Consider the following 18,825-nt stretch of genomic DNA (forward strand, 5'->3'; position numbering starts at 1 on the left):
GGGGACGCCGACCGGGATTCCGACCGCGATGCCGAAGGCGAGGCCGACGGGGACACGGTGGCGGACGGTGTCGGGGACGGGGAAGGGGACGGGGACTCCGAAGGCGACGTGGACGGCGACTTCGAGGGCGACTCGGATCCCGACGGCGAGACCGACGGGGTCGGCGACGTCGGTGTCCCGGACGGGGTCGGCGACGTCGGAGTCGAGGTCGGAGTCGACGTGGGTGTCGACGTCGGGGTCTTCGTGGACGTCGGGGTCGAGGTCGGCGTCTTCGTGGACGTCGGGGTGGAGGTCGGCGTCTTCGTCGATGTCGGGGTCGGCGTCGACGTGGGGGTCCGGGTCGGGAAGCGCGTCGGCGGAGTCACGGTCGGCGTCACGATCACCGGCGGCGGGACCGGCTTGTCGTGCCTGCCGTGGTGGTCGCCGCGGTTGCGCTCGTACCAGCGCCGGTCCTGGTGGTCGTAGATCACGAACTTGTGCACGATCGTCGGCGCCGGCGCGATGACCACGACCTGGGACGGCTGGTACGAGTTCCACACCTGTCCGTAGCGCTTCGGGTTGGCCTGCAGAGCCACCGGCGGACCGAGCGGGTTCCCGCAGGCGCAGCGCACCCGCGGCACGCCCCGGTCGTCCACCAGGACGGCCGTCCCGGCCTGGAGCACCGCCTGGTAGCTGGTCAGCTTGCCGTTCTGGTAGCCGTGGTTCGTCACCCGGGTGTCCAGCCGCAGCTGCACCGAGGTGAGCGAGCGGAGGTACGCGGGGACGGCCGCGGGCTGGATGCCCAGAGCCGAGGCGAATGCGGCGTTCTTGGCCGGGTCGGCCGAGAGGTCCTTGATCAGCTTCTCCACGTCACAGCTGGCCGCGTTCTTCGGACCGCCGTACACGCCGGGCGACGACCCGCTGACGCTCCGCGTTCCCGCGGGCGTCGCCGCGGCCGTGGCCGTGCCCTGCGCGGAGGGCGGGGTGCTCTCCGGTGGCGGCGGGGCGGCGTCCTTCGTGACCGTCGACTCCGTGAAGGGGTCGGGGCCGGAGGCCGCGACCGGCTGGAGGAACACCTCGCGGTCGGCCTGGGGGGTGCCGCTGGGCCGGGTCAGCACCACGGCCAGGGCCACCGCGGCGGCCACCGCGACGAGCACGGTGGCGAGCCGGGGTACGGATCGCCACCAGGGGCCCTTCGCGTGGTCGCCGGGACCGCCCGGGCCCCCGGGACCGCCGGGTATGCCCGGGCCGCCGGGCGGCGCGGACGGCGGAGGAGGAGGCGGACCCTGTTGCTGCCCGCCCGAGAGCGGGCCTGAGGGAGGCCCCGTGGGGCGGCCGGAGGGCGGCACCGAGGGGCGGTCTGGTGACGGCGGCTGGCTGCCGGAAGGTTGCGTGGTCACGGGCTCTTCTTCCCAGGAGGAGGAGTTCCCTGCCGGACCATTGTGTGCGCCGTTCAGGTGGTGCCCGCAAGCCGAGCCTGCCTACGGTGGCTGGGTGAGCCATACGACGCGATCATCATCGCCGGGGAGCTCCGTGGGGGCACTGCGCGACGCCCTGGTGGCCGTCCTCGCCGCCTTCGCGGTGATGGCGGCCGTCGCCGCGGCCGGGCTGGCCTGTGCCGGCGCCGGCGATCTGCCGGGCGGCGCGTTCCCCCGGGTCGTCGCCGCCGTGGTGGTGATGGCGGCCGGGGGCTCCGTGGAGGTGACGGGCGGCGCGGGGGTCCTCGGCGGCGCGGAGGCGAGCCTGTCCCTGCTGCCGCTCTCGGTGAGCCTCGTCGGCGCCCTCACGGCCGGCTGGCTCTTCCTGCGCCCGCTGCACAACCGGGCGGTGGCGCGACCGCGTGAACTCCTCGGCCGCGCTGCTCCGTTGGTGGTGATCTGGCTCCTCGTACTCCTGGGCGTGACGCTGTTCGCCCGGCAGACCTTCTCCCTCACCGCCGGGGACGACCCGCTCGGGCAGATCGGTGAACTCCTCGACTCCGCGCCGAAGGTGGGTTTCGAGGGCGACCCGGGCCCCACGCTCGGATTCGGACTGCTGTGGATCCTGGGGCTGTTGCTGGTCGCCCTGCTCGTCTCACGGCGCGCTCCGCTGCCCGCCCGGCTGGTGCGCTTCCACACGGCGCTGCGCCCCGCCGCCTTCGCGACCGTCGTACTGCTCCTCGCGTACGTGGTCCTCGGCATCGTCGTCGGGCTGGTGGTCGCCGCCACCCAGGGCCATGCGGCGCGGACCCTCGCCGTGCTGCTGCTCGGGCTGCCCAACCTGGTCTGGCCCGCGCTGACCCTGGGCTTCGGCGGCGCCTGGGAGGGCAGGGTCGAGGGGCCCTTCGGGCTGCCGATGCCCCAGCTGCTGGACCAGGCCCTGCGCGGCCCGGACCTCTCCACGATCGACGTCGCCTCGCTCGCCGAACGGGACGCGCGGGCGTGGTGGCTGGTGGTCGTCGCCGCCGTCCTGCTGCTCGGCACGGGCGTGCTGACGGCCGTGCGCTCCCCCGCGCACGTGCGGCCGTGGCAGCACGCCGTCCACCTGGGCGTGGCCCTGGCCCTCGGCACCCTCACCGTCTGCCTGCTGGCCGGGGTGCAGGCCCGGTTCGGGCTGTCCCTGCTGGGCATCGGCGACGTGGACGGCCTGGGCGGCACGGTCGAGTTCGGCGCGGTCCTGGGGCGGACGGCCGGCCTGGCGCTCCTGTGGGGCGCGGTGGCCGGGTTCCTGGGCGCCCTGTTGGCCCGGCCCCTCCACCGCGGCGGCAGGGTGGACGAACCGGCCGGGTCAGAGCATCCCGCGGAACACCGGTAGGGCCCAGCGCGGCGGCGTCGGCACGGGCGGCGGGGCCTTCGGTCCGCCGCCCGGTCCGTCCTTCCCCCGCTCCCCGGCGCCGGTGTCCGCGCGGCGCAGGGCGCCGGTGAACTCCAGGCAGGTGTCCCAGCGGTCCTCGGGCGATTTCGCCAGGGCCTTGGCCAGCACCTCGTCGACCGCGGCGGGCAGGCCCGGCCGGCGGGAGCCCAGCGGGGGCGGCGGATCGTACTGGTGGGCCCAGAGCAGGGACATGTCGTCGTCGCGCTGGAAGGGCGGCGCTCCGGCGAGGGTCTCGTAGACGACGCAGCCGAGGCTGTAGACGTCGCAGCGGCCGTCCACGGGCTTGCCCCAGATCTGTTCCGGCGCGACGTAGTCCAGGGTCCCCACGAACTGCCCGGCCGTCGTGAACCCGGTCAGCGACAGCGACTTCTTCGTCAGGCCGAAGTCCGTGAGGTACACGTGCTCGGGGTGCTCGCTGTCGGTGCCCGCCGCGACGAGGATGTTGGCGGGCTTCACGTCCCGGTGGACCAGGCCGTGGTCGTGTGCCGCGTCCAGCGCCGAGGCCACCTGCCCGGCGATCCGGGCGGCCGTCGCCACCGGCAGCGGGCCGGTCCGGTCGAGCATGGCCCGCAGGTCCTGACCGGCCACGAAGCGCATCGCGATGTACAGCAGCCCTTCGGTCTCCCCGGCTTCGAACACGGGCACGATGTGCGGATGGTCGATGGCGGCGGCCACCTGCGACTCGTGGACGAACCGCCGGCGGAAGGTGTCGTTGCCCGCCAGCTGCGGGGCCAGCAGCTTGAGCGCCACCGTCCGGTCGAGCCGCAGGTCCCGGGCCCGGTAGACGACCGCCATGCCTCCGCGCCCGATCTCGCTCTCCACCAGGTATCCGGCGATCTGCCTGCCCCGCAGGTCCGAGGGGCGGCCGGTGGCCGGTCCCGTTCCGGGCGACTCGCCCATCACCTGGTCCCGGGGTCTTTCACGATCTGCGTCGGGGCGTGCCCCACAGGCCCGGCGGGCGGTGTGTCGGCGCCGTCGTCCAGCACGTCGACGTCGAGCTGGACGCCGAGCGGGTCGGTCTCCGCGTCGGGTGAGGCGCCCGGTCCCCCGGCCACGGCGTAGGTGCTCAGGTGGGTGCCGTCCCCGTACAGCCACCGTCCGGTCGTCTCGTCGTAGAGCCAGACCGACTCGCCGTCGAGCACGATCCCGGCGCGCAGGCCCCGGACCGAGCGGCGGAAGGCCTCGGCGCCGATGCGCCCCGACGCGAGTTCCTCCACGGCCCGCCGGTAGCGCTCCACGGTCTGGGTGCTGCGGGCGAGCTGTGGCCGGGGGTCCTCACCGCGGGCCGGCGGGTTCCCGCCGGCCGTGGGCGGGGGCTGCGGTACGGCGACCAGCAGCCGGCCGTCCACCCAGGCGGACCAGCCGTTGGCGCACAGGACCTCGCCCCAGTCCCCGCTGCGGGACAGCAGCTGCACGGGCAGGAAGGGGTCGAGGGGGACGGTGGGCCGGGTCGCGTCGGGGGACTCCCAGGCCGGCATCCCCTCCTGGGGGACGACGTGCGTCGGGTGGAAGTCGGCGACCGCGTCGGGGAAGGTCATCGCTTGGGCTGCTTCCGCATGACGGCCGGTTCGTGCCTGCGCAGCAGCCGGGACACCAGCAGACCGAAGAGCACGGCCAGCACCGGCAGCATGGCGATGCTCACCAGCCACACGCCGGTCCGGTGGTCGAAGATCGGGTCCTGTGTGAGCCGGCCGGGGACGATGGCGCCCACGTCGATGGTGCCGCCCATGGCGCCCATCGCCCACCGCGCCGGAGCGAACCAGGCGACCTGTTCGAGGACGGCGACGTCGTAGAGCTTCAGCAGGGTGCCGCAGAAGACGACCTGGACAATGGCGAGGAGGACCAGCAGCGGCATGGTGACCTCCTCCTTGCGGACCAGGGCGGAGATGAGCAGTCCGAGCATCATCGCGGTGAAGGACAGCAGGGCCACGGCGAGGGTGATCTCGATGAGCGGTGGCATGACGACGCCCCGGCCGCGCGGTGCGTTGAGCTCCACTCCGCCGAGGGCCACGAGGGTCAGGACGACGGCCTGGGCGACGGTGATCGTGCCGAGCACCACCACCTTGGACATCAGGTAGGCGGAACGGGACAGGCCGACGGCGCGTTCGCGCTGATAGATCACGCGTTCCTTGACGAGTTCGCGGACGGCGTTGGCGGCGCCGGTGAGCACGCCGCCGATGGTCAGGATGAGCAGGGCGTTGAGCGCCGTCTCCGCGGTGAGGGTGCTCCCGGCGAGTGCGCGGGCCATGGCTCCCATCATGAACGGCAGCGCGACCATGATGACGAGGAAGGTGCGGTCGGCGCTGAGCACGGCCGCGTACCTGCGGATCAGGGTGGACAGCTGGGCGCCCCAGCTCTGCGCCTTCGGCGGCGGCAGCGGCGCGGCGCGCTGGGGCTCCGCGGCGCCGGCGGCCGGCCGGGCCCCGCGGGCGGTGGCGTCGACGTAGCGGCGATGTTCGGGGGAGACTCGGTAGGCGCCCGCCCAGTCGCGGTCCTGCTGGCTCTCGAACGCCTCGAAGAGCTCCGGCCACTCGTCGAAGCCGAAGAAGGAGAGGGCCTCCTGGGGCGGTCCGAAGTACGCGACGCGGCCGCCCGGGGCGAGGAACAGCAGCCGGTCGCAGACGTCGAGGCTGAGCACGCTGTGGGTGACGACGATGACGGTGCGGCCGTCGTCGGCGAGGCCGCGCAGCATGTGCATCACCGAGCGGTCCATGCCGGGGTCGAGGCCGGAGGTGGGTTCGTCGAGGAAGAGCAGGGAGGGCTTCGTCAGGAGTTCCAGGGCGACGGAGACGCGTTTGCGCTGGCCGCCGGAGAGGCTGTGGATCGGCTGGTCGGCCCGCTGGACGAGGCCGAGTTCGCGGATCACCTCGTCGACCCGGGCCTCGCGTTCGGCCTTGGCGGTGTCCTGCGGGAAGCGCAGTTCGGCGGCGTACACGAGGGCGCGGCGGACGGTGAGCTGGGCGTGCAGGATGTCGTCCTGGGGCACGAGGCCGATGCGGCTGCGCAGTTCCGCGTAGTCGCGGTAGAGGTCGCGGCCGTCGTACAGGACGGTGCCGCTGTCGGCAGGGCGCAGGCCCGTCAGCGCGCCGAGCAGGGTGGACTTGCCGGCGCCGCTGGGGCCGACGACGGCGAGCAGGCACTTGGCGCCCACGGGGAAGGAGACGCCTTCCATGAGGGTCTTGCGGCCCTGGTCGACGGTGACGGTGAGGTCTTCGACGTCGAGGGAGACCTCGCCCGTGTCGACGTACTCCTGGAGCTGGTCGCCGACGAGGCAGAAGGCGGAGTGGCCGATGCCGACGATGTCGCCCTCGACGAGGCGGGCGGCCCCGTCGATGCGTGCTCCGTTGAGGTAGGTGCCGTTGTGACTGCCGAGGTCGGCGATCTCGTACGTGCCGTCCGCCAGGGAGCGCAGCTCGGCGTGCCGGCGGGAGACGATGAGGTCGTCGAGGACGAGGTCGCTGTCGGGGGCGCGGCCGATGCGCACGGCCGTTCGGGGCGGTAGCGGGCGCACGGTGGTCGGCTGCCGGAAGGTACCGGTCATGCCGGGGTTGGAGACGCCGGACGGCCGGGCGGAGCCCGCGGCCGTGGGGGTCCGGCCGACGACGACGGCGCGGGGGCCGTCCTCGACGCTGCCGAAGCGGAGTTCGGTGCCGACGCCGACGCTCCATTCCTGGACGCGGTGGCCGTCGACCCAGGTCCCGTTGGTGCTGTCCTCGTCCTCGATCGTCCAGTGGTCGCCGTCGGGGCGCAGGATCGCGTGGTGCCAGGAGACGCGGGCGTCGTCGAGGCAGATCTCGCAGAGGGGGTCCCGGCCTACGTGGTAGCTCCGGCCGGGGCTCATCCGAGTGGAGCCCAGGTCGGTTTCCAGGACGAGCTCGGGCGCGGTCGGCACACCGGGGCGCTGGACCATGAGCAGATTTTCCCACGATCCGGCGGTCACGGCAGCGGCACGACATCACCGCAGGTCAGGGGCCTCTTATGGCTAATGACAACGGTCCCCGTTGCAGCCTTTGCCCATCTCGTCCGAGTGCGGTTCACTTCACGCGACGGACCCGGACACACGGGTGTGCGAAGGGAGACGGGGGACGCCATGACAGGGCTGGACCAGGCTCACGACCACCGGCACGGGAGCGGTGACGCTCACGACGCGGCCGGGCACGCGCACGAGGGGACGGCGCGTCACGACGGCGACGGGCACGCTCACGGCCACGGCGGCCACAGCCACGGGGTGTCCGCGGACGCCGACCGCCGCTGGCTGGCGATCGCGCTCGGCCTGATCACCGCGTTCATGGCCGCCGAGGTGGTCATCGGCATCCTGGCCCATTCGCTGGCCCTGATCTCCGACGCGGCGCACATGCTGACGGACGCCGTCTCGATCGTCCTCGCGCTCATCGCGATGCGGCTGGCGGCCCGGCCGGCCCGCGGCGGGTTCACGTACGGGCTCAAGCGCGCGGAGATACTCTCCGCGCAGGCCAACGGGCTGACCCTGCTCCTGCTGGGTGCCTGGCTGGCGTACGAGGCCGTGCGGAGGCTGATGAACCCGCCGCCGGTGGAGGGCGGCCTGGTCCTGGTGACCGCCCTCGCGGGCATCGTCGTCAACGTGGCGGCGGCCTGGTGCATCTCCCGTGCGAACCGCTCCTCCCTCGCGGTCGAGGGCGCCTTCCAGCACATCCTCAACGACCTGTTCGCCTTCATCGGGACCGCCGTCGCCGGTCTGATCGTGCTGACCACCGGATTCCGCCAGGCCGACGCCATCGCCACCCTCGTGGTGGTGGCCCTGATGGTCAAGGCGGGGTACGGGCTGATCCGCGAGTCCGGACGGATCCTGCTGGAGGCCGCGCCGGCCCACGTGGACCCGGACGCGGTCGGCGACCGGCTCGTGGGCCGGCCGCCGGTCACCGAGGTGCACGACCTGCACATCTGGACCATCACCTCCGGCCAGGCCGCGCTCTCGGCGCACGTGCTCGTGGAGCCGGGTGGCGACTGCCACGCGGTCCGCCGCGACCTGGAGGGGCTGCTGGCCGAGGAGTACGGGATCACGCACACCACGCTCCAGGTCGACCACGTCCAGGACTCGCTGCTCACGGTCGGGCGGCCGGGCGAGGATCCCGGGGACTCCCATTGCGCGGACGCGCACGGGCCGGTCCACCGGCAGGGCCCGCACGACCACTGAGTCCGCCTCCGGCGGGGCATACATGTGCCCATGAGCCACGGGAAACGCAGTGCCGGTCTGCTCCTCTTCCGGCGTACGGGCGGGGCGGCGGGGTCCCCGGCGGAGGCCGGTCACGGCATCGAGGTCCTGCTCGGCCACATGGGCGGCCCCCTGTGGTCCGGGCGGGACGCCGGGGGCTGGGCCATCCCGAAGGGCGAGTACGAGCCGGACGAGACCCCGCGCGACGCGGCCCGGCGGGAGTTCACCGAGGAGCTCGGGATGCCCCCTCCGGAGGGCGAGTACCTGCCGCTCGGCGACGTACGCCTCAGCAGCGGGAAACTGGTGACCATCTGGGCGGTGGAGGCGGATCTCGACCCCGCCCTGATGGTGCCGGGCACCTTCTCCCTGGAGTGGCCGCCGCATTCCGGAACCGTCCAGCAGTTCCCCGAGCTGGACCGGGTGGCCTGGTTCGATCCCGCCGCGGCCCGGCTGAAATTGATCCCCGCTCAGATTCCGTTCGTGGAGCGCCTGTTGGCCCTTCTGGAGGATTGAGGGGACATTGACCCGACCTTTACTTGCCATCAAACCCCACCTGCGTGGACATTGCACATATGACGAACGTCGTGCTGGTGGGGACCCTGGACACCAAGGGTGTGGAGTACGGCTGGCTGCGCGAGAGGCTGCTGCGCGCCGGCGTCGAGGTGGTACTGGTCGATACGGGAATCATGGGCGAACCGCGCGTGCCCGCGGACGTGCCCAGAGAAGCGGTGGCCCGGGCGGCCGGCGCCGAACTGTCCGAACTGCGCACGGCCGCCGACCGGGGTGCGGCCGTCACCACGATGGCCCGGGGCGCGGAAGCGACCCTGCTGCGCCTGCACGCCGAGGGCCGGCTGCACGCGGTGCTCGCGATCGGCGGCAGCGGCGGCACGTCCATCGCCACCCGGGCGATGCGCGCGCTGCCGCTCGGCGTACCGAAACTGATGGTCTCGTCCATGGCGTCCGGGGACGTGTCCCCGTACGTCGGATCCTCGGACATCACGATGATGTACAGCGTGGTGGACATCGCGGGGATCAACAGCATCTCCGCCCCGGTCCTCGCCAACGCGGCCGAGGCCGCCGCCGGGATGGCCAAGGGCTTCGCCCGCGCCTCGCTGGAGCTGCACCGCCCGGCCCGGCTGGGGTCGGGGTCACGGCCGCTGGTCGCGGCGAGCATGGCGGGTGTGACCACGCCCGGCGTGGACGCGGCCCGGGAGCGGCTGACGGAGCTCGGCTACGAGGTGCTGGTCTTCCACGTCAGCGGCACCGGCGGCCGCACCCTGGAGACCCTGGCCGGGCAGGGCGTCTTCGCGGGCGTCCTCGACCTGACGCTCAGCGAGCTCGCGGACGACCTGTGCGGGGGCATCCTCACCGCGGGTCCCGACCGGCTGAGCGCGGCCGGACGGGCCGGGATCCCGCAGGTGGTGAGCCTGGGTGCGCTGGACATGGTCAAGTTCGGGCCGGTGGAGACCCTGCCCGAACGGGTCCGGTACCGCAGGGTCCGGGTGCACAACCCGTCCATCACCGTGATCCGCACGACCGAGGCGGAATGTGCGGAACTCGGCCGCCGGGTCGCCGCGAAACTCCGTACGGCCACCGGCCCCACGGCGGTGTGCGTCCCGCTCCGGGGGCTGTCCACGCTCGGCGCACCCGGCGGTCCCTACCACGACCCGGCCGCGGACCGGGCCCTGTTCTCGGCGCTGCGCGACGGCTTGCGGGGCAGCGCCGCCCGGCTCCACGACTACGACACGCACATCAACGACCCGGCCTTCGGACGCGCGGCGGCGGACCGTCTGCACGCCATGATCGGCGCGGTGTCGGCCGCCGCGTGAGACGCCCGGCCCGGTTGGGAACCGGCCGTGGCGGAAAAGTGTCCTGGGGGGTGGCCGGTCGTCCGACCGCCCACCTCGACGACCCGGGATGCGGGGGGCTCAGGCGATGACGGACACGTGGACGGTCCCCGGTTACTCGGAGGTCCGGGAGCTGGGTTCGGGCGGAAGCGGCCGTGTGGTGCTCGCCGTCCACGACGGCACGGGCACGCCCGTCGCGGTGAAGTACCTCAGCGACCGGCTGCGCGAGGACCCCGCCTTCGTCGGGGAGTTCCGGGCCGAGGCGCGCCTGCTCGGGGCCCTGCGCTCCCCGCACGTGGTTCGGATGTACGAGTACGTCGAGTACGCGACGGCGCCCGGCGGCGCCGCCATCGTGATGGAACTGGTCGACGGGATCTCGCTGCGCGCCCTGCTGAAGCAGTCGGGGCAGACCGACGCGGAGGCCGCGCTGGTCGTCCTGAAGGGCTCTCTGCTCGGGCTGGCGGCGGCGCACCGGGCGGGTGTCGTCCACCGGGACTACAAGCCGGAGAACGTGCTGGTCGCGGCGGACGGCTCCTCGAAGCTGGTCGACTTCGGCATCGCGGCCGACCGGGGCGCGACGCCCGGGGTGGCCGGCACCCCCGCCTACATGGCCCCCGAGCAGTGGCAGGGCCGGCCCGCCTCCCCCGCCGCCGACGTGTACGCGGCGACGGCGACCTTCTTCGAGTGCCTGACCGGCCGCAAGCCCTACGACGGGAACAACTTCGCGGAGCTCGCCGTCCAGCACATCGAGGCGCCGGTCCCCGAGACCGAGGCCCCCGAGCCGGTACGGCCGCTGATCCGGCGCGGTCTGGCCAAGCGGCCCGAGCAGCGGCCGGAGAACGCCGAGGCCTTCGTCGCGGAGCTGGAGGACGTGGCGCTCGCCGCGTACGGACCCGAGTGGGAGGAGCGCGGGCAGCGCAAGCTGGCGGCACTGGCCGCGCTCCTCCCGCTGCTGTTCCCCTCGGCGGGTGCGTCCGCGGCGGGTACGACGGCGGTGGCGACGACCACGCTGCCCAGCGCCTCCCGCTGGGCCCCGGGCCGGCGCGGGCTGCTGGCGGCCGGGGTGGCGCTGGTGCTGGGAGCGGCGCTGGTCCTGACGACGGAGGCGCTCGGGGCGTCCCCGGGCGGGGCCTCGGCGCTGAGCGCGTTCGCCACGACGAGCGCGGCCCCGTCCGGACCGGGCTCGCCGACGCCGGCCCCTTCCCCTTCCACGTCCGCATCCGCGTCCGCTTCCCCCACGCCGTCGGCGTCGGCGAGTCCGTCCGCCTCGCCGAGCGCGTCGCCGTCCGCGTCACCCTCGGCTTCGTACAGCCCGGACCCCGGGCCGAGCCCCACGCCGAAACCGACGGCGCCCAAGCCCACGACGGCGCCACCGACCCCGGCCGTCGACGTGTACGCGGCACGGGTGACGCTCGCGCAGACGGCGTTGAACCAGGGCCAGGCCTCGGTCCTCCTGAAGGCCTCGGGCACCGGCAACGTGAAGGTCACCTTCGAGTGGTTCACCGGGGACGCCGCCAACCCGTTCGCCACGCCCGACGGCACCAGCGCGTACCAGTACGCCGTCGGATCGGCGCAGCCGTCGATGACGCACACCTTCACCGGCGCCGGCTGCTACTGGGGCGTCCGGGTCACCACCACGCCGGCGGCCGGATCCGGTCCGGCCACGCACAGCATCCAGGCCAAGCGGAGGTGCGTTCCCGCATGAACGACGTCACCCGGAAGCTCACCAGTGACGGTTCGGGCAGCGGCGACGAGGAATACAGCGCCACCGTCCTCGGCAGCCACTGGTTCACCGGCCCGGAAGGGCCCGGCGCGGTCGCGCCCGACCGGGTCGAGGGGTCCGTGCTCCGCTTCGGGCCCGGGATCACCGCGGCCATGCCCGCGCCGTTCCCGGTGACCGTGCCCACCGGGCCGCCGCCGCGCCGCCGGGGCGCGGGCCTGCGGCGGTACGCCCTCGCGGGGGTGGTGCTGCTCGCCGTCCTCGCGTACCTGGGGTGGCAGCGGTTCGGGCCGGCCCTGCAGGTGCGGGGCCTGACCGTGGGCACCGACCCCAAGGGCCCGGCCTGCGACGCGGCGGCCGACGTGGTCGCCGTCGTCGGCACGGACGGCCGCCCGGGCACCCTCACCTACCGCTGGGTGCGCAGCGACGGCACGCAGTCCGAGGAGCTGAAGGAGCGGGTGCCGAGCGGGCAGCGGGAGGCCCGGCTGCACCTGCTGTGGACCTTCCAGGGCCGCGGCAGCTACCCGGCGCGCGCCGAGCTCCAGCTGCTGACACCCGAACGGCGCACGGCGTCCGTGGAGTTCACGTACAGCTGCCGGCCCTAGGGCGGCGCAGGACCGCGGCGCCCGTCGGCCTTTCGGCCGAGGCGGCCTGGGCCGGCCGTGGCCGTCCGGCCGAAGCCCGCGGGCCGGCCCGCTGGAAGACTCGAAGGTGTTGACGGGGGGCGTGCAGGACGCCCTCCGGCATCGATGCGCGTCACGTTCCAGCCGGCGAACACCCCAACCGGACCGTGACCGTCCCGCGCGGACGCCACGTCCGCGCGGGAGGCCCGCGGCCGCTTTGGGGAGCGACCGCGGGCCACTTGCGCATCCGTCCCCCGCCGCAACCGGGGGACGGAGTTCAGAAGCGGGCGTGCGCCGTGATGTCGGCCTGGAACTCGCCCGTCATGGCCGGCGTCACCGTCGGCCGGCACTGCGCCACCGCCGCCAGGTAGTCCGCCGTGGTCGCGCCCGGCTGCGAGGCCGCCGCGCCGCGCGCCCCCACCGCCTCCAGGTCCCGCTCGAAGGACACCTGGGCGGCGATGCGCGCCGCGTGCTCGATGTCGGCCGGCGTGAACAGCTCCGTCGCCGCGACCAGTGCCGTGACGTCGACGTCCGGGCGCCCGGCCGTGTACCGCGACCAGATGGCGGCGCGGGCCCCGGCGTCCGGGGTGCCGATCGGGATCAGGTAGTCGAAGCGGCCCGGCCGCAGGAAGGCCGGGTCGAGGGAGCGGATGGAGTTGGTGGCGCACACCAGCAGCCGCTCGTCGCCCTCCCGGAAGCCGGGTATCAGCTTGAGCAGTTCGTTGGTGACGCCGTGCGTCCCGCCGGGCTGGGCGGGCTCGCTGCGCACGGGGGCGATCTCCTCGACCTCGTCGATGAAGACGAGGACCCGCTCCAGTTCGGAGATCCGGGCGAAGGCGTCGCGCAGTGCGGTTGCCAGGTTGCCGCCGTCGGCGAGCCGGGAGGGCAGCAGTTCCACGAAGGGCCAGCCGAGCCGGGAGGCGATGGCGCGGGCGAAGGTGGTCTTGCCGGTGCCGGGCGGGCCGAAGAGGGTGATGGCGCGCGGCGGCCGGACGCCGTGGGCGGCGGCCCGCTCGGGCTCGGCCAGCGGCAGCACCACGCGCCGCTCGATGAGGTCCTTCTCCGTCTCCATCCCGGCGACCTTGGCCCACAGGTCGTTGGGGAGGAAGCGGCCGCCGAGGTCGTCGAGGAGGCCCGCCGCCGGTCCGTGCAGCGGCTCGGTCTTCTCGAAGTAGGCGACCGCGGGCTGCCGGGTGTATCCGGCGTTCAGCAGGCCCTCGCCGAGGAGGTCCTCCTCCGGCAGCACGTAGGCGATGCGGCCCACGCGGGCGGCGATCAGGCGCCGTTCCAGCTCCACGAGCAGGGCGCTGGCCAGGCCCCGGCCGCGCCACCCGGAGGCGATCGCGATGCGCATGACCCAGGCCCGCTCACCGGTGACGCAGGCGAGGGCCGCGCCGATCGGGACGCCCTGGTGGACGGCGACCACGCAGGGCTGCCGGTCGGTGAGGGCGCTGATGCACTCGGCGAGCGAGAAGACGGATTCCTGGCCGAGTTCCGCCGTGGTGTCGATCAGGTGGACCACCGCTGCGAGATCGCTCTCGCGGTAGTCGTGGATGAGCCAGTTCACCGGGTACCGCCCCTCGTTCGTGCTCCTGCGGCGAGGCTAGGGGCCGCGGGGCCGCGCGATCACGCACCTCCGTGCACAACAGGCGGTCCGGAAACCGTCCGTGTCGTCCATAGACTGGTGCTTTCCGCCCGAACGCCAGACCGAGGATTCCAGCGCCTTCATGCTTTGCCACATACCCGCGGCCCGACGCGGGCGCCTCATATGGCTCATCCCGTTCCTCTGGACCCTGGCGTTCGGTCTGTGGGGGCTCTCCCGGCAGGACAGCGTGTGGCGGGACGAGGCGGCGACCTGGCAGGTCGCCGGGCGCCCGGCGGGCCGGATCGCGGACATGCTCGGCACCGTGGACGCCGTGCACGGGCTGTACTACTTCCTCATGCACGCCCTGTTCGAGGTCTTCGGCGCGAGCACGGCCACGCTGCGGCTGCCCTCGGTGCTGGCCGTCGCGGCCGCCGCGTCCTGCGTGGCGCTGATCGGGCGGCGGCTGGCCGGCTTCTGGGCGGGCCTGGGCGGCGGACTCGCCCTCGGGCTGCTGCCCGCGGTCCAGTTCTACCTCCAGGAGGGCAGGCCGTACGCGCTGGTCGCGGCGGGGGCCGCGGTCTCGACGCTGCTGCTGGTGTCGCTCCTGGGGAGCGGCCCCGGGCGGCGGGTGTGGCCGCGCTGGGCGGCGTACGGGACCGCCGTGCTGGTGTGCGCGCTGCTGAACTGGCTGTCCCTGCTGGTGCTGCCCGCCCACGCGGCGACGCTGTGGTGGGTGCGGGCCGGGCGCGGTACGTGGCTGCGCTGGACGGCGTACGGCGCGGGGGCGGTGGCGGGGGCGCTGCCGCTGATCCTTTTCAGCCGGAGCCAGTCCGACCAGGTGTCCTGGATACCGCCGCTGACCTGGCACATGATGATCGGCCCGGGGATCCTGCTGGCGATCGGCGCCCTCGGGGCGTGGTCGGACCGCCCGGACCGGTCCCGGCTGTCGGCGGCCGCGGTCGGGCTGCCGCTGCTGGCGGTGCCGCAGCTCGGCCTGGCCGGGCTGTCGCTGGTCCAGCCGCTGTTCCTGGACCGGTACGTGCTCTTCAGCATGCTGGGCCTGGCCCTGCTGATCGGCGCCGCCCTGGGCGCTGCGGTACGGGCCTGCGCGCCCCGCTTCCCGAGGGCGTCGGCCCTGCTGGTACCGGGGGTGGTCGGCGTCTCGGTGCTGGCCCTGCTGCCGGTGGAGCTGGGCAAGCGGGCCCCGGCCAGCCGGGTGGACGACGTGCTGGCGGTGGCCGGTGAGGTGGCCCGGCTGAAGCGGGACGGGGATGCGGTGCTCTTCGTCCCGGCGGCGCGGCGCGACACGGCGCTGGTCTCCCCCGCCGCCTTCACGGGCCTGGACGACATCGCCCTCGCGAGGACCCCGGTGGCCTCGGCCACCCTGAAGGGCGAGGAGGCCGACCCGGCGCGGATCCGGGCGGCGGTGCTCGCCCGGCGGCGGGTCCTCCTGGTGACGGACTCGGCGCAGGTGGCGAAGGCTCCGTCGGCGGAGCGGGACAGGGCGAAGGCCGCCGTCCTGCGGGAGTCCTTCACCGTGGTGGAGGACCGCCAGCTGCGGGGCCGCCGGGTGACGGTGTACGAGCGCCGCGCCTGAACCGCTGCCTGGTGTTTCCTACGGTCCGGATTTCACCGCGGCTCCACGGGATTCACAGCGTATTCATACGGAATACCGGGCTCCGGACAAGGGTTCGGCAGGCAGGGTGGGGGCATGATCCACCGAACGCTCCACCGACCGGCCCGGCGCACCCGTGCGCGGCGGGCGTCCCGGATCCTGCCGGCCCTGGCCGCCATGGCCGCGCTCGTCGGCGTGGACGTCCCCGACGCGGTGGCCGGCGCACCGCTCGGCGTCACCGCCGAGGCCCTGCCCGACGCGACGGCGGACCGGGTGGGCGCCCTGTTCACGGGCGGACTCGACGGCGGGCACTTCTGCACCGCGGCCGTGGTGCGCAGCGACGGCCACGACGTGATCGCCACCGCCGCGCACTGCGTGGGGGAACCGGACTCCACCTTCTTCGCCCCGGGCTACCGGGACGGCAGGGCCCCGTACGGGTTGTGGCGGATCACCGGCGTGTACGTCGCCGACGGCTGGAAGGAGGGCCAGGACCCGGACGCGGACATCGCGTTCGCGACGGTCGTCCCCGTCGACGGGGGGCGGGGCGGGTCCGTCGAGGACCTGGTGGGCGGCTTCCCGGTCGCCGCGGAGCAGCCCGACGACGCCACGGTGACGGTGATCGGCTACCCCCGCACCCTGGAGGCCCCGCTACGGTGCGCGAACACCACCGCGCTGCTGTCCGGGACCCAGCGCCGGATCGGCTGCCCGGACCTCACCGGCGGCACCAGCGGCAGCCCGTGGCTGGTGGACGGCGCGCTGGCCGGGGTGCTCGGCGGGTACGAGGGCGGCGGAAGCGTGCCGGAGATCTCCTACAGCGCGGTGATGGGCGACCAGGCCGTCGAGCTGTACCGGGAGGCGGCCGACACGGACTGACGGCGCACGGTTGCGCGGGCCGCGGCAGCGGGCAGTCTGTGGTCATGAGCGCGCCGAGGAACCCGAGGCCTTCCCCGTCCGCGGACGACGGCCGGACCGATCCGCTGGTCCGGCTCTCCCTGGAGCAGCTGCGCCGGCGCACCAGCATGAAGTGGCGCACCCATCCCGCGGACGTCCTCCCGCTGTGGGTGGCCGAGATGGACGTACCCCTCGCGCCGCCCGTGGCCGAGGCCGTGCACCGGGCGATCGACCTGGGCGACACCGGATATCCGCAGGGCACCGCGTACGCCGAGGCCCTGGCGGCCTTCGCCGCGGAGCGCTGGCGCTGGGACGGCATCCGGATCGAGGACACCGCGATCACCCCCGACGTCATGCTGGGCATCGTCGAGGTGCTGCGGCTGATCACCGGGCGGGGGGACGCGGTCGTGGTCTGCTCCCCCGTGTACCCGCCCTTCTACGCCTTCGTCTCGCACGACGGACGCGAGGTGGTCGAGGCGCCCCTGGGCCCGGATCTGCGGATCGATCCCGGCGCCCTGGAGGACGCGTTCGTCCGCGCCCGCAGCGGGGGACGCCGGGCGGCGTTCCTGCTGAGCAACCCGCACAACCCGACCGGTGTGGTCCACACGCGCCAGGAGCTGGAAACGGTCGCCGCGCTGGCCCGCCGCCACGGCGTGCGGGTGGTCGCGGACGAGATCCACGCCCCGCTGGTGCTGTCCGGAGCCCGGTTCACGCCGTTCCTCGACGTCCCCGGCGCCGAGGACGGCTTCTCCCTGATGTCCGCGTCCAAGGCCTGGAACCTGGCCGGCCTCAAGGCCGCCGTGGCCATCGCGGGCCCGGAGTCGGCGGGCGACCTCCGCCGGATGCCGGAGGAGGTCGGTCACGGCCCGAGCCATGTGGGGGTCCTGGCGCACACGGCGGCGTTCCGGGACGGCGGGGAGTGGCTTGACGACCTGCTGACGGGGCTGGACGCGAACCGCGGCCTGCTGGGCGCGCTGGTCGAGGAGCACCTGCCGGGCATCGGCCACGTCCCGCCCGAGGGCACGTACCTGGCCTGGCTGGACTGCACGGGGCTGGGCCTGCACGACGACGAGCCGTGCGACGGCCCCGGTGTGGTCGCCGACATCGCGGGGCCGGCCAGGCTGTTCCTGGACCGGGCCCGCGTGGCCCTGAGCTCCGGGCACGTCTTCGGCACGGGCGGGGCGGGATGCGTACGCCTCAACTTCGCCACCTCCCCGGCCATCCTGCGCGAGGCGCTGGCCCGGATGGGACGCGCACTGGCGGAGCCGCGGGGCCCCTTTCGCAACACCCCCTAGCGCGCGGCGGGGATGCGTTCGGCCTCGGGGGCGGAGGGCTGCGCGGGAAGACGGTCGACCGAGGACCGGGGCGGCGCCGGGGTGCCGGAGCGGATGTCCTGCATTCCGCGGCGCAGGCTGTTGCGCAGCGCGCGTCCCAGCGGACGTTCCACGAACCGGTGGATGACCCAGGCGATCGCCAGCATGACGGCGGTCACGCCGAGGGCGAGGGGTACCGGGGACACCCGGTCACGGAAGTGATGGATGAGCGTCAGCCCCGCCATCATGTGGATCAGGTACAGCGGGTAGGTGAGCGCCCCCGCGTGCGGGAGCCAGCGCCAGCGGACGCGGTCGAAGGCGCCGAGCGCGATGCCCGCCATCACGAGGAAGCCGAGCAGGATGATCAGGTGCGCGGGCCAGTCCCTGATGTGGTCGGTGGCGTCCCGGCCGAGGCTGGAGATCATGCGGGCGCGCACGTGGTGCTGGGCCACGAGGAACTGGGCGAGGACGACGGCCCACAGCACGGCGTTCGGCCGGAAGCGCCGCATCAGGTAGAAGGCGATCCCGGCGATGAAGTAGGGGGAGGCGGTCGGGACGGCGAAGAAGGACAGGAGACCGCTGTCGGCCGTGGGGGCCACGACGCCGGCCAGGGTCCAGACGCCGCAGAACAGCACGCAGTTGCGGTAGGTCAGACCGCTCATGACGACGACCGCGAAGAGCACGTAGAACTTGAGCTCGACGAAGAGGGTCCAGTACGCGTCGTCGATGTGCGGGACCCCGAGGCCGCCCTGCACCATCGACAGGTTCACCAGGATGTCCGTGAACCGCTCGATCCTCCTCACCTCGGGCCAGGCGAGGAGCACGAGCGCGGTGAAGGCCACCGCCGCCCAGTAGGCGGGGAAGAGCCGGGACACCCGGGAGACCGCGAACTCGCCCAGGGTGCGGCCCCAGGCACTCATGCAGATGACGAAACCGCTGACCAGGAAGAAGATCTCGACGCCGAGCCAGCCGTACACGGCGAAGGGGCGGGCGACCGGGAAGACGCCTTCGGTCGGCCGGCCCCAGGCGCTCGCGAGGACCACGTAGTGGTAGAAGAGCACGGACAGTGCGGCGAGCACCCGGACGCCGTCCAGGGCCGCCAGACGTCCGCCGCCCGGTATCGGCTCCGGCTTCGCGGCCGAACTGCGCACACTCATCCCTGGAACGCCCCCTGACACGTATGGTTGTCCGAATCTCGTTCGGATCTG

The 18,825-nt window shown here is 73.9% G+C and carries 14 protein-coding genes and 1 pseudogene; 9 read left to right on the forward strand and 6 right to left on the reverse strand.

The window, feature by feature from the left end; all coding sequences use genetic code 11:
- Positions 1-89 precede the first annotated feature (89 nt).
- A pseudogene (locus ACZ6Y1_RS05340) lies at positions 90-1,328 on the reverse strand (DUF6777 domain-containing protein); the annotation flags it as partial.
- Positions 1,329-1,512: 184 nt separating this feature from the next.
- On the opposite strand from ACZ6Y1_RS05340, the gene ACZ6Y1_RS05345 reads away from it, so the two are divergent.
- Entirely contained in the window at positions 1,513-2,772 is a 1,260-nt protein-coding gene (locus ACZ6Y1_RS05345) for a streptophobe family protein (protein WP_469623173.1), read from the forward strand.
- Here ACZ6Y1_RS05345 and ACZ6Y1_RS05350 read toward each other — a convergent pair.
- The 3 genes from ACZ6Y1_RS05350 to ACZ6Y1_RS05360 are packed head-to-tail and all read right to left on the reverse strand — an operon-like array spanning position 2,746 to position 6,742.
- Complete coding sequence (locus ACZ6Y1_RS05350; protein ID WP_469623178.1) at positions 2,746-3,732, reverse strand: serine/threonine-protein kinase; 987 nt, start codon at positions 3,730-3,732, stop codon at positions 2,746-2,748. The two genes, ACZ6Y1_RS05345 and ACZ6Y1_RS05350, sit on opposite strands and share 27 nt — an antisense overlap.
- Complete coding sequence (locus tag ACZ6Y1_RS05355) at positions 3,732-4,370, reverse strand: hypothetical protein (RefSeq protein ID WP_469623182.1); 639 nt, start codon at positions 4,368-4,370, stop codon at positions 3,732-3,734. The genes ACZ6Y1_RS05350 and ACZ6Y1_RS05355 overlap by 1 nt, the downstream gene beginning before the upstream one ends.
- Positions 4,367-6,742 carry an FHA domain-containing protein gene (locus ACZ6Y1_RS05360; protein ID WP_469623184.1) on the reverse strand — a complete coding sequence of 792 codons (2,376 nt, stop codon included), beginning with the start codon at positions 6,740-6,742 and terminating at the stop codon, positions 4,367-4,369. The genes ACZ6Y1_RS05355 and ACZ6Y1_RS05360 overlap by 4 nt, the downstream gene beginning before the upstream one ends.
- A 180-nt stretch (positions 6,743-6,922) precedes the next feature.
- On the opposite strand from ACZ6Y1_RS05360, the gene ACZ6Y1_RS05365 reads away from it, so the two are divergent.
- The 5 genes from ACZ6Y1_RS05365 (at position 6,923) to ACZ6Y1_RS05385 (ending at position 12,195) form a co-directional block, all read left to right on the forward strand.
- On the forward strand, positions 6,923-8,005 hold the full coding sequence (locus ACZ6Y1_RS05365) for a cation diffusion facilitator family transporter (protein WP_469623187.1): 1,083 nt from the start codon (positions 6,923-6,925) through the stop codon (positions 8,003-8,005).
- A gap of 30 nt (positions 8,006-8,035) precedes the next feature.
- Positions 8,036-8,536: an NUDIX hydrolase gene (locus tag ACZ6Y1_RS05370; RefSeq protein WP_469623190.1), complete on the forward strand. Its 501-nt coding sequence runs from the start codon at positions 8,036-8,038 to the stop codon at positions 8,534-8,536.
- Between the two features lie 59 nt (positions 8,537-8,595).
- A complete protein-coding gene (locus ACZ6Y1_RS05375) occupies positions 8,596-9,852 on the forward strand; it encodes a Tm-1-like ATP-binding domain-containing protein (protein ID WP_469623193.1) in 1,257 nt (418 codons plus the stop codon).
- A 106-nt stretch (positions 9,853-9,958) separates the two neighbouring features.
- Complete coding sequence (locus ACZ6Y1_RS05380) at positions 9,959-11,575, forward strand: serine/threonine-protein kinase (protein WP_469623198.1); 1,617 nt, start codon at positions 9,959-9,961, stop codon at positions 11,573-11,575.
- Complete coding sequence (locus tag ACZ6Y1_RS05385; RefSeq protein ID WP_469623201.1) at positions 11,572-12,195, forward strand: hypothetical protein; 624 nt, start codon at positions 11,572-11,574, stop codon at positions 12,193-12,195. The genes ACZ6Y1_RS05380 and ACZ6Y1_RS05385 overlap by 4 nt, the downstream gene beginning before the upstream one ends.
- A 295-nt stretch (positions 12,196-12,490) precedes the next feature.
- On the opposite strand, the gene ACZ6Y1_RS05390 is transcribed toward ACZ6Y1_RS05385, so the two are convergent.
- Positions 12,491-13,780, reverse strand: a complete 1,290-nt coding sequence (locus ACZ6Y1_RS05390; protein WP_469623204.1) for an ATP-binding protein — start codon at positions 13,778-13,780, stop codon at positions 12,491-12,493.
- Positions 13,781-13,940: 160 nt separating this feature from the next.
- Between ACZ6Y1_RS05390 and ACZ6Y1_RS05395 the strand changes: the two genes are divergently transcribed.
- From ACZ6Y1_RS05395 to ACZ6Y1_RS05405, 3 genes are all read left to right on the forward strand, one after another.
- Positions 13,941-15,395 (forward strand): glycosyltransferase family 39 protein, encoded by a 1,455-nt coding sequence (locus ACZ6Y1_RS05395; protein WP_469623207.1) that lies wholly within the window; start codon positions 13,941-13,943, stop codon positions 15,393-15,395.
- Positions 15,396-15,509: 114 nt separating this feature from the next.
- Complete coding sequence (locus ACZ6Y1_RS05400; protein WP_469623210.1) at positions 15,510-16,286, forward strand: trypsin-like serine peptidase; 777 nt, start codon at positions 15,510-15,512, stop codon at positions 16,284-16,286.
- A 44-nt stretch (positions 16,287-16,330) separates the two neighbouring features.
- Entirely contained in the window at positions 16,331-17,599 is a 1,269-nt protein-coding gene (locus ACZ6Y1_RS05405; RefSeq protein ID WP_469623213.1) for a MalY/PatB family protein, read from the forward strand.
- On the opposite strand, the gene ACZ6Y1_RS05410 is transcribed toward ACZ6Y1_RS05405, so the two are convergent.
- Entirely contained in the window at positions 17,596-18,774 is a 1,179-nt protein-coding gene (locus ACZ6Y1_RS05410; RefSeq protein WP_469623216.1) for an acyltransferase family protein, read from the reverse strand. The two genes, ACZ6Y1_RS05405 and ACZ6Y1_RS05410, sit on opposite strands and share 4 nt — an antisense overlap.
- Positions 18,775-18,825 lie beyond the last annotated feature (51 nt).

Source organism: Streptomyces sp. NPDC053432, from assembly GCF_055585365.1.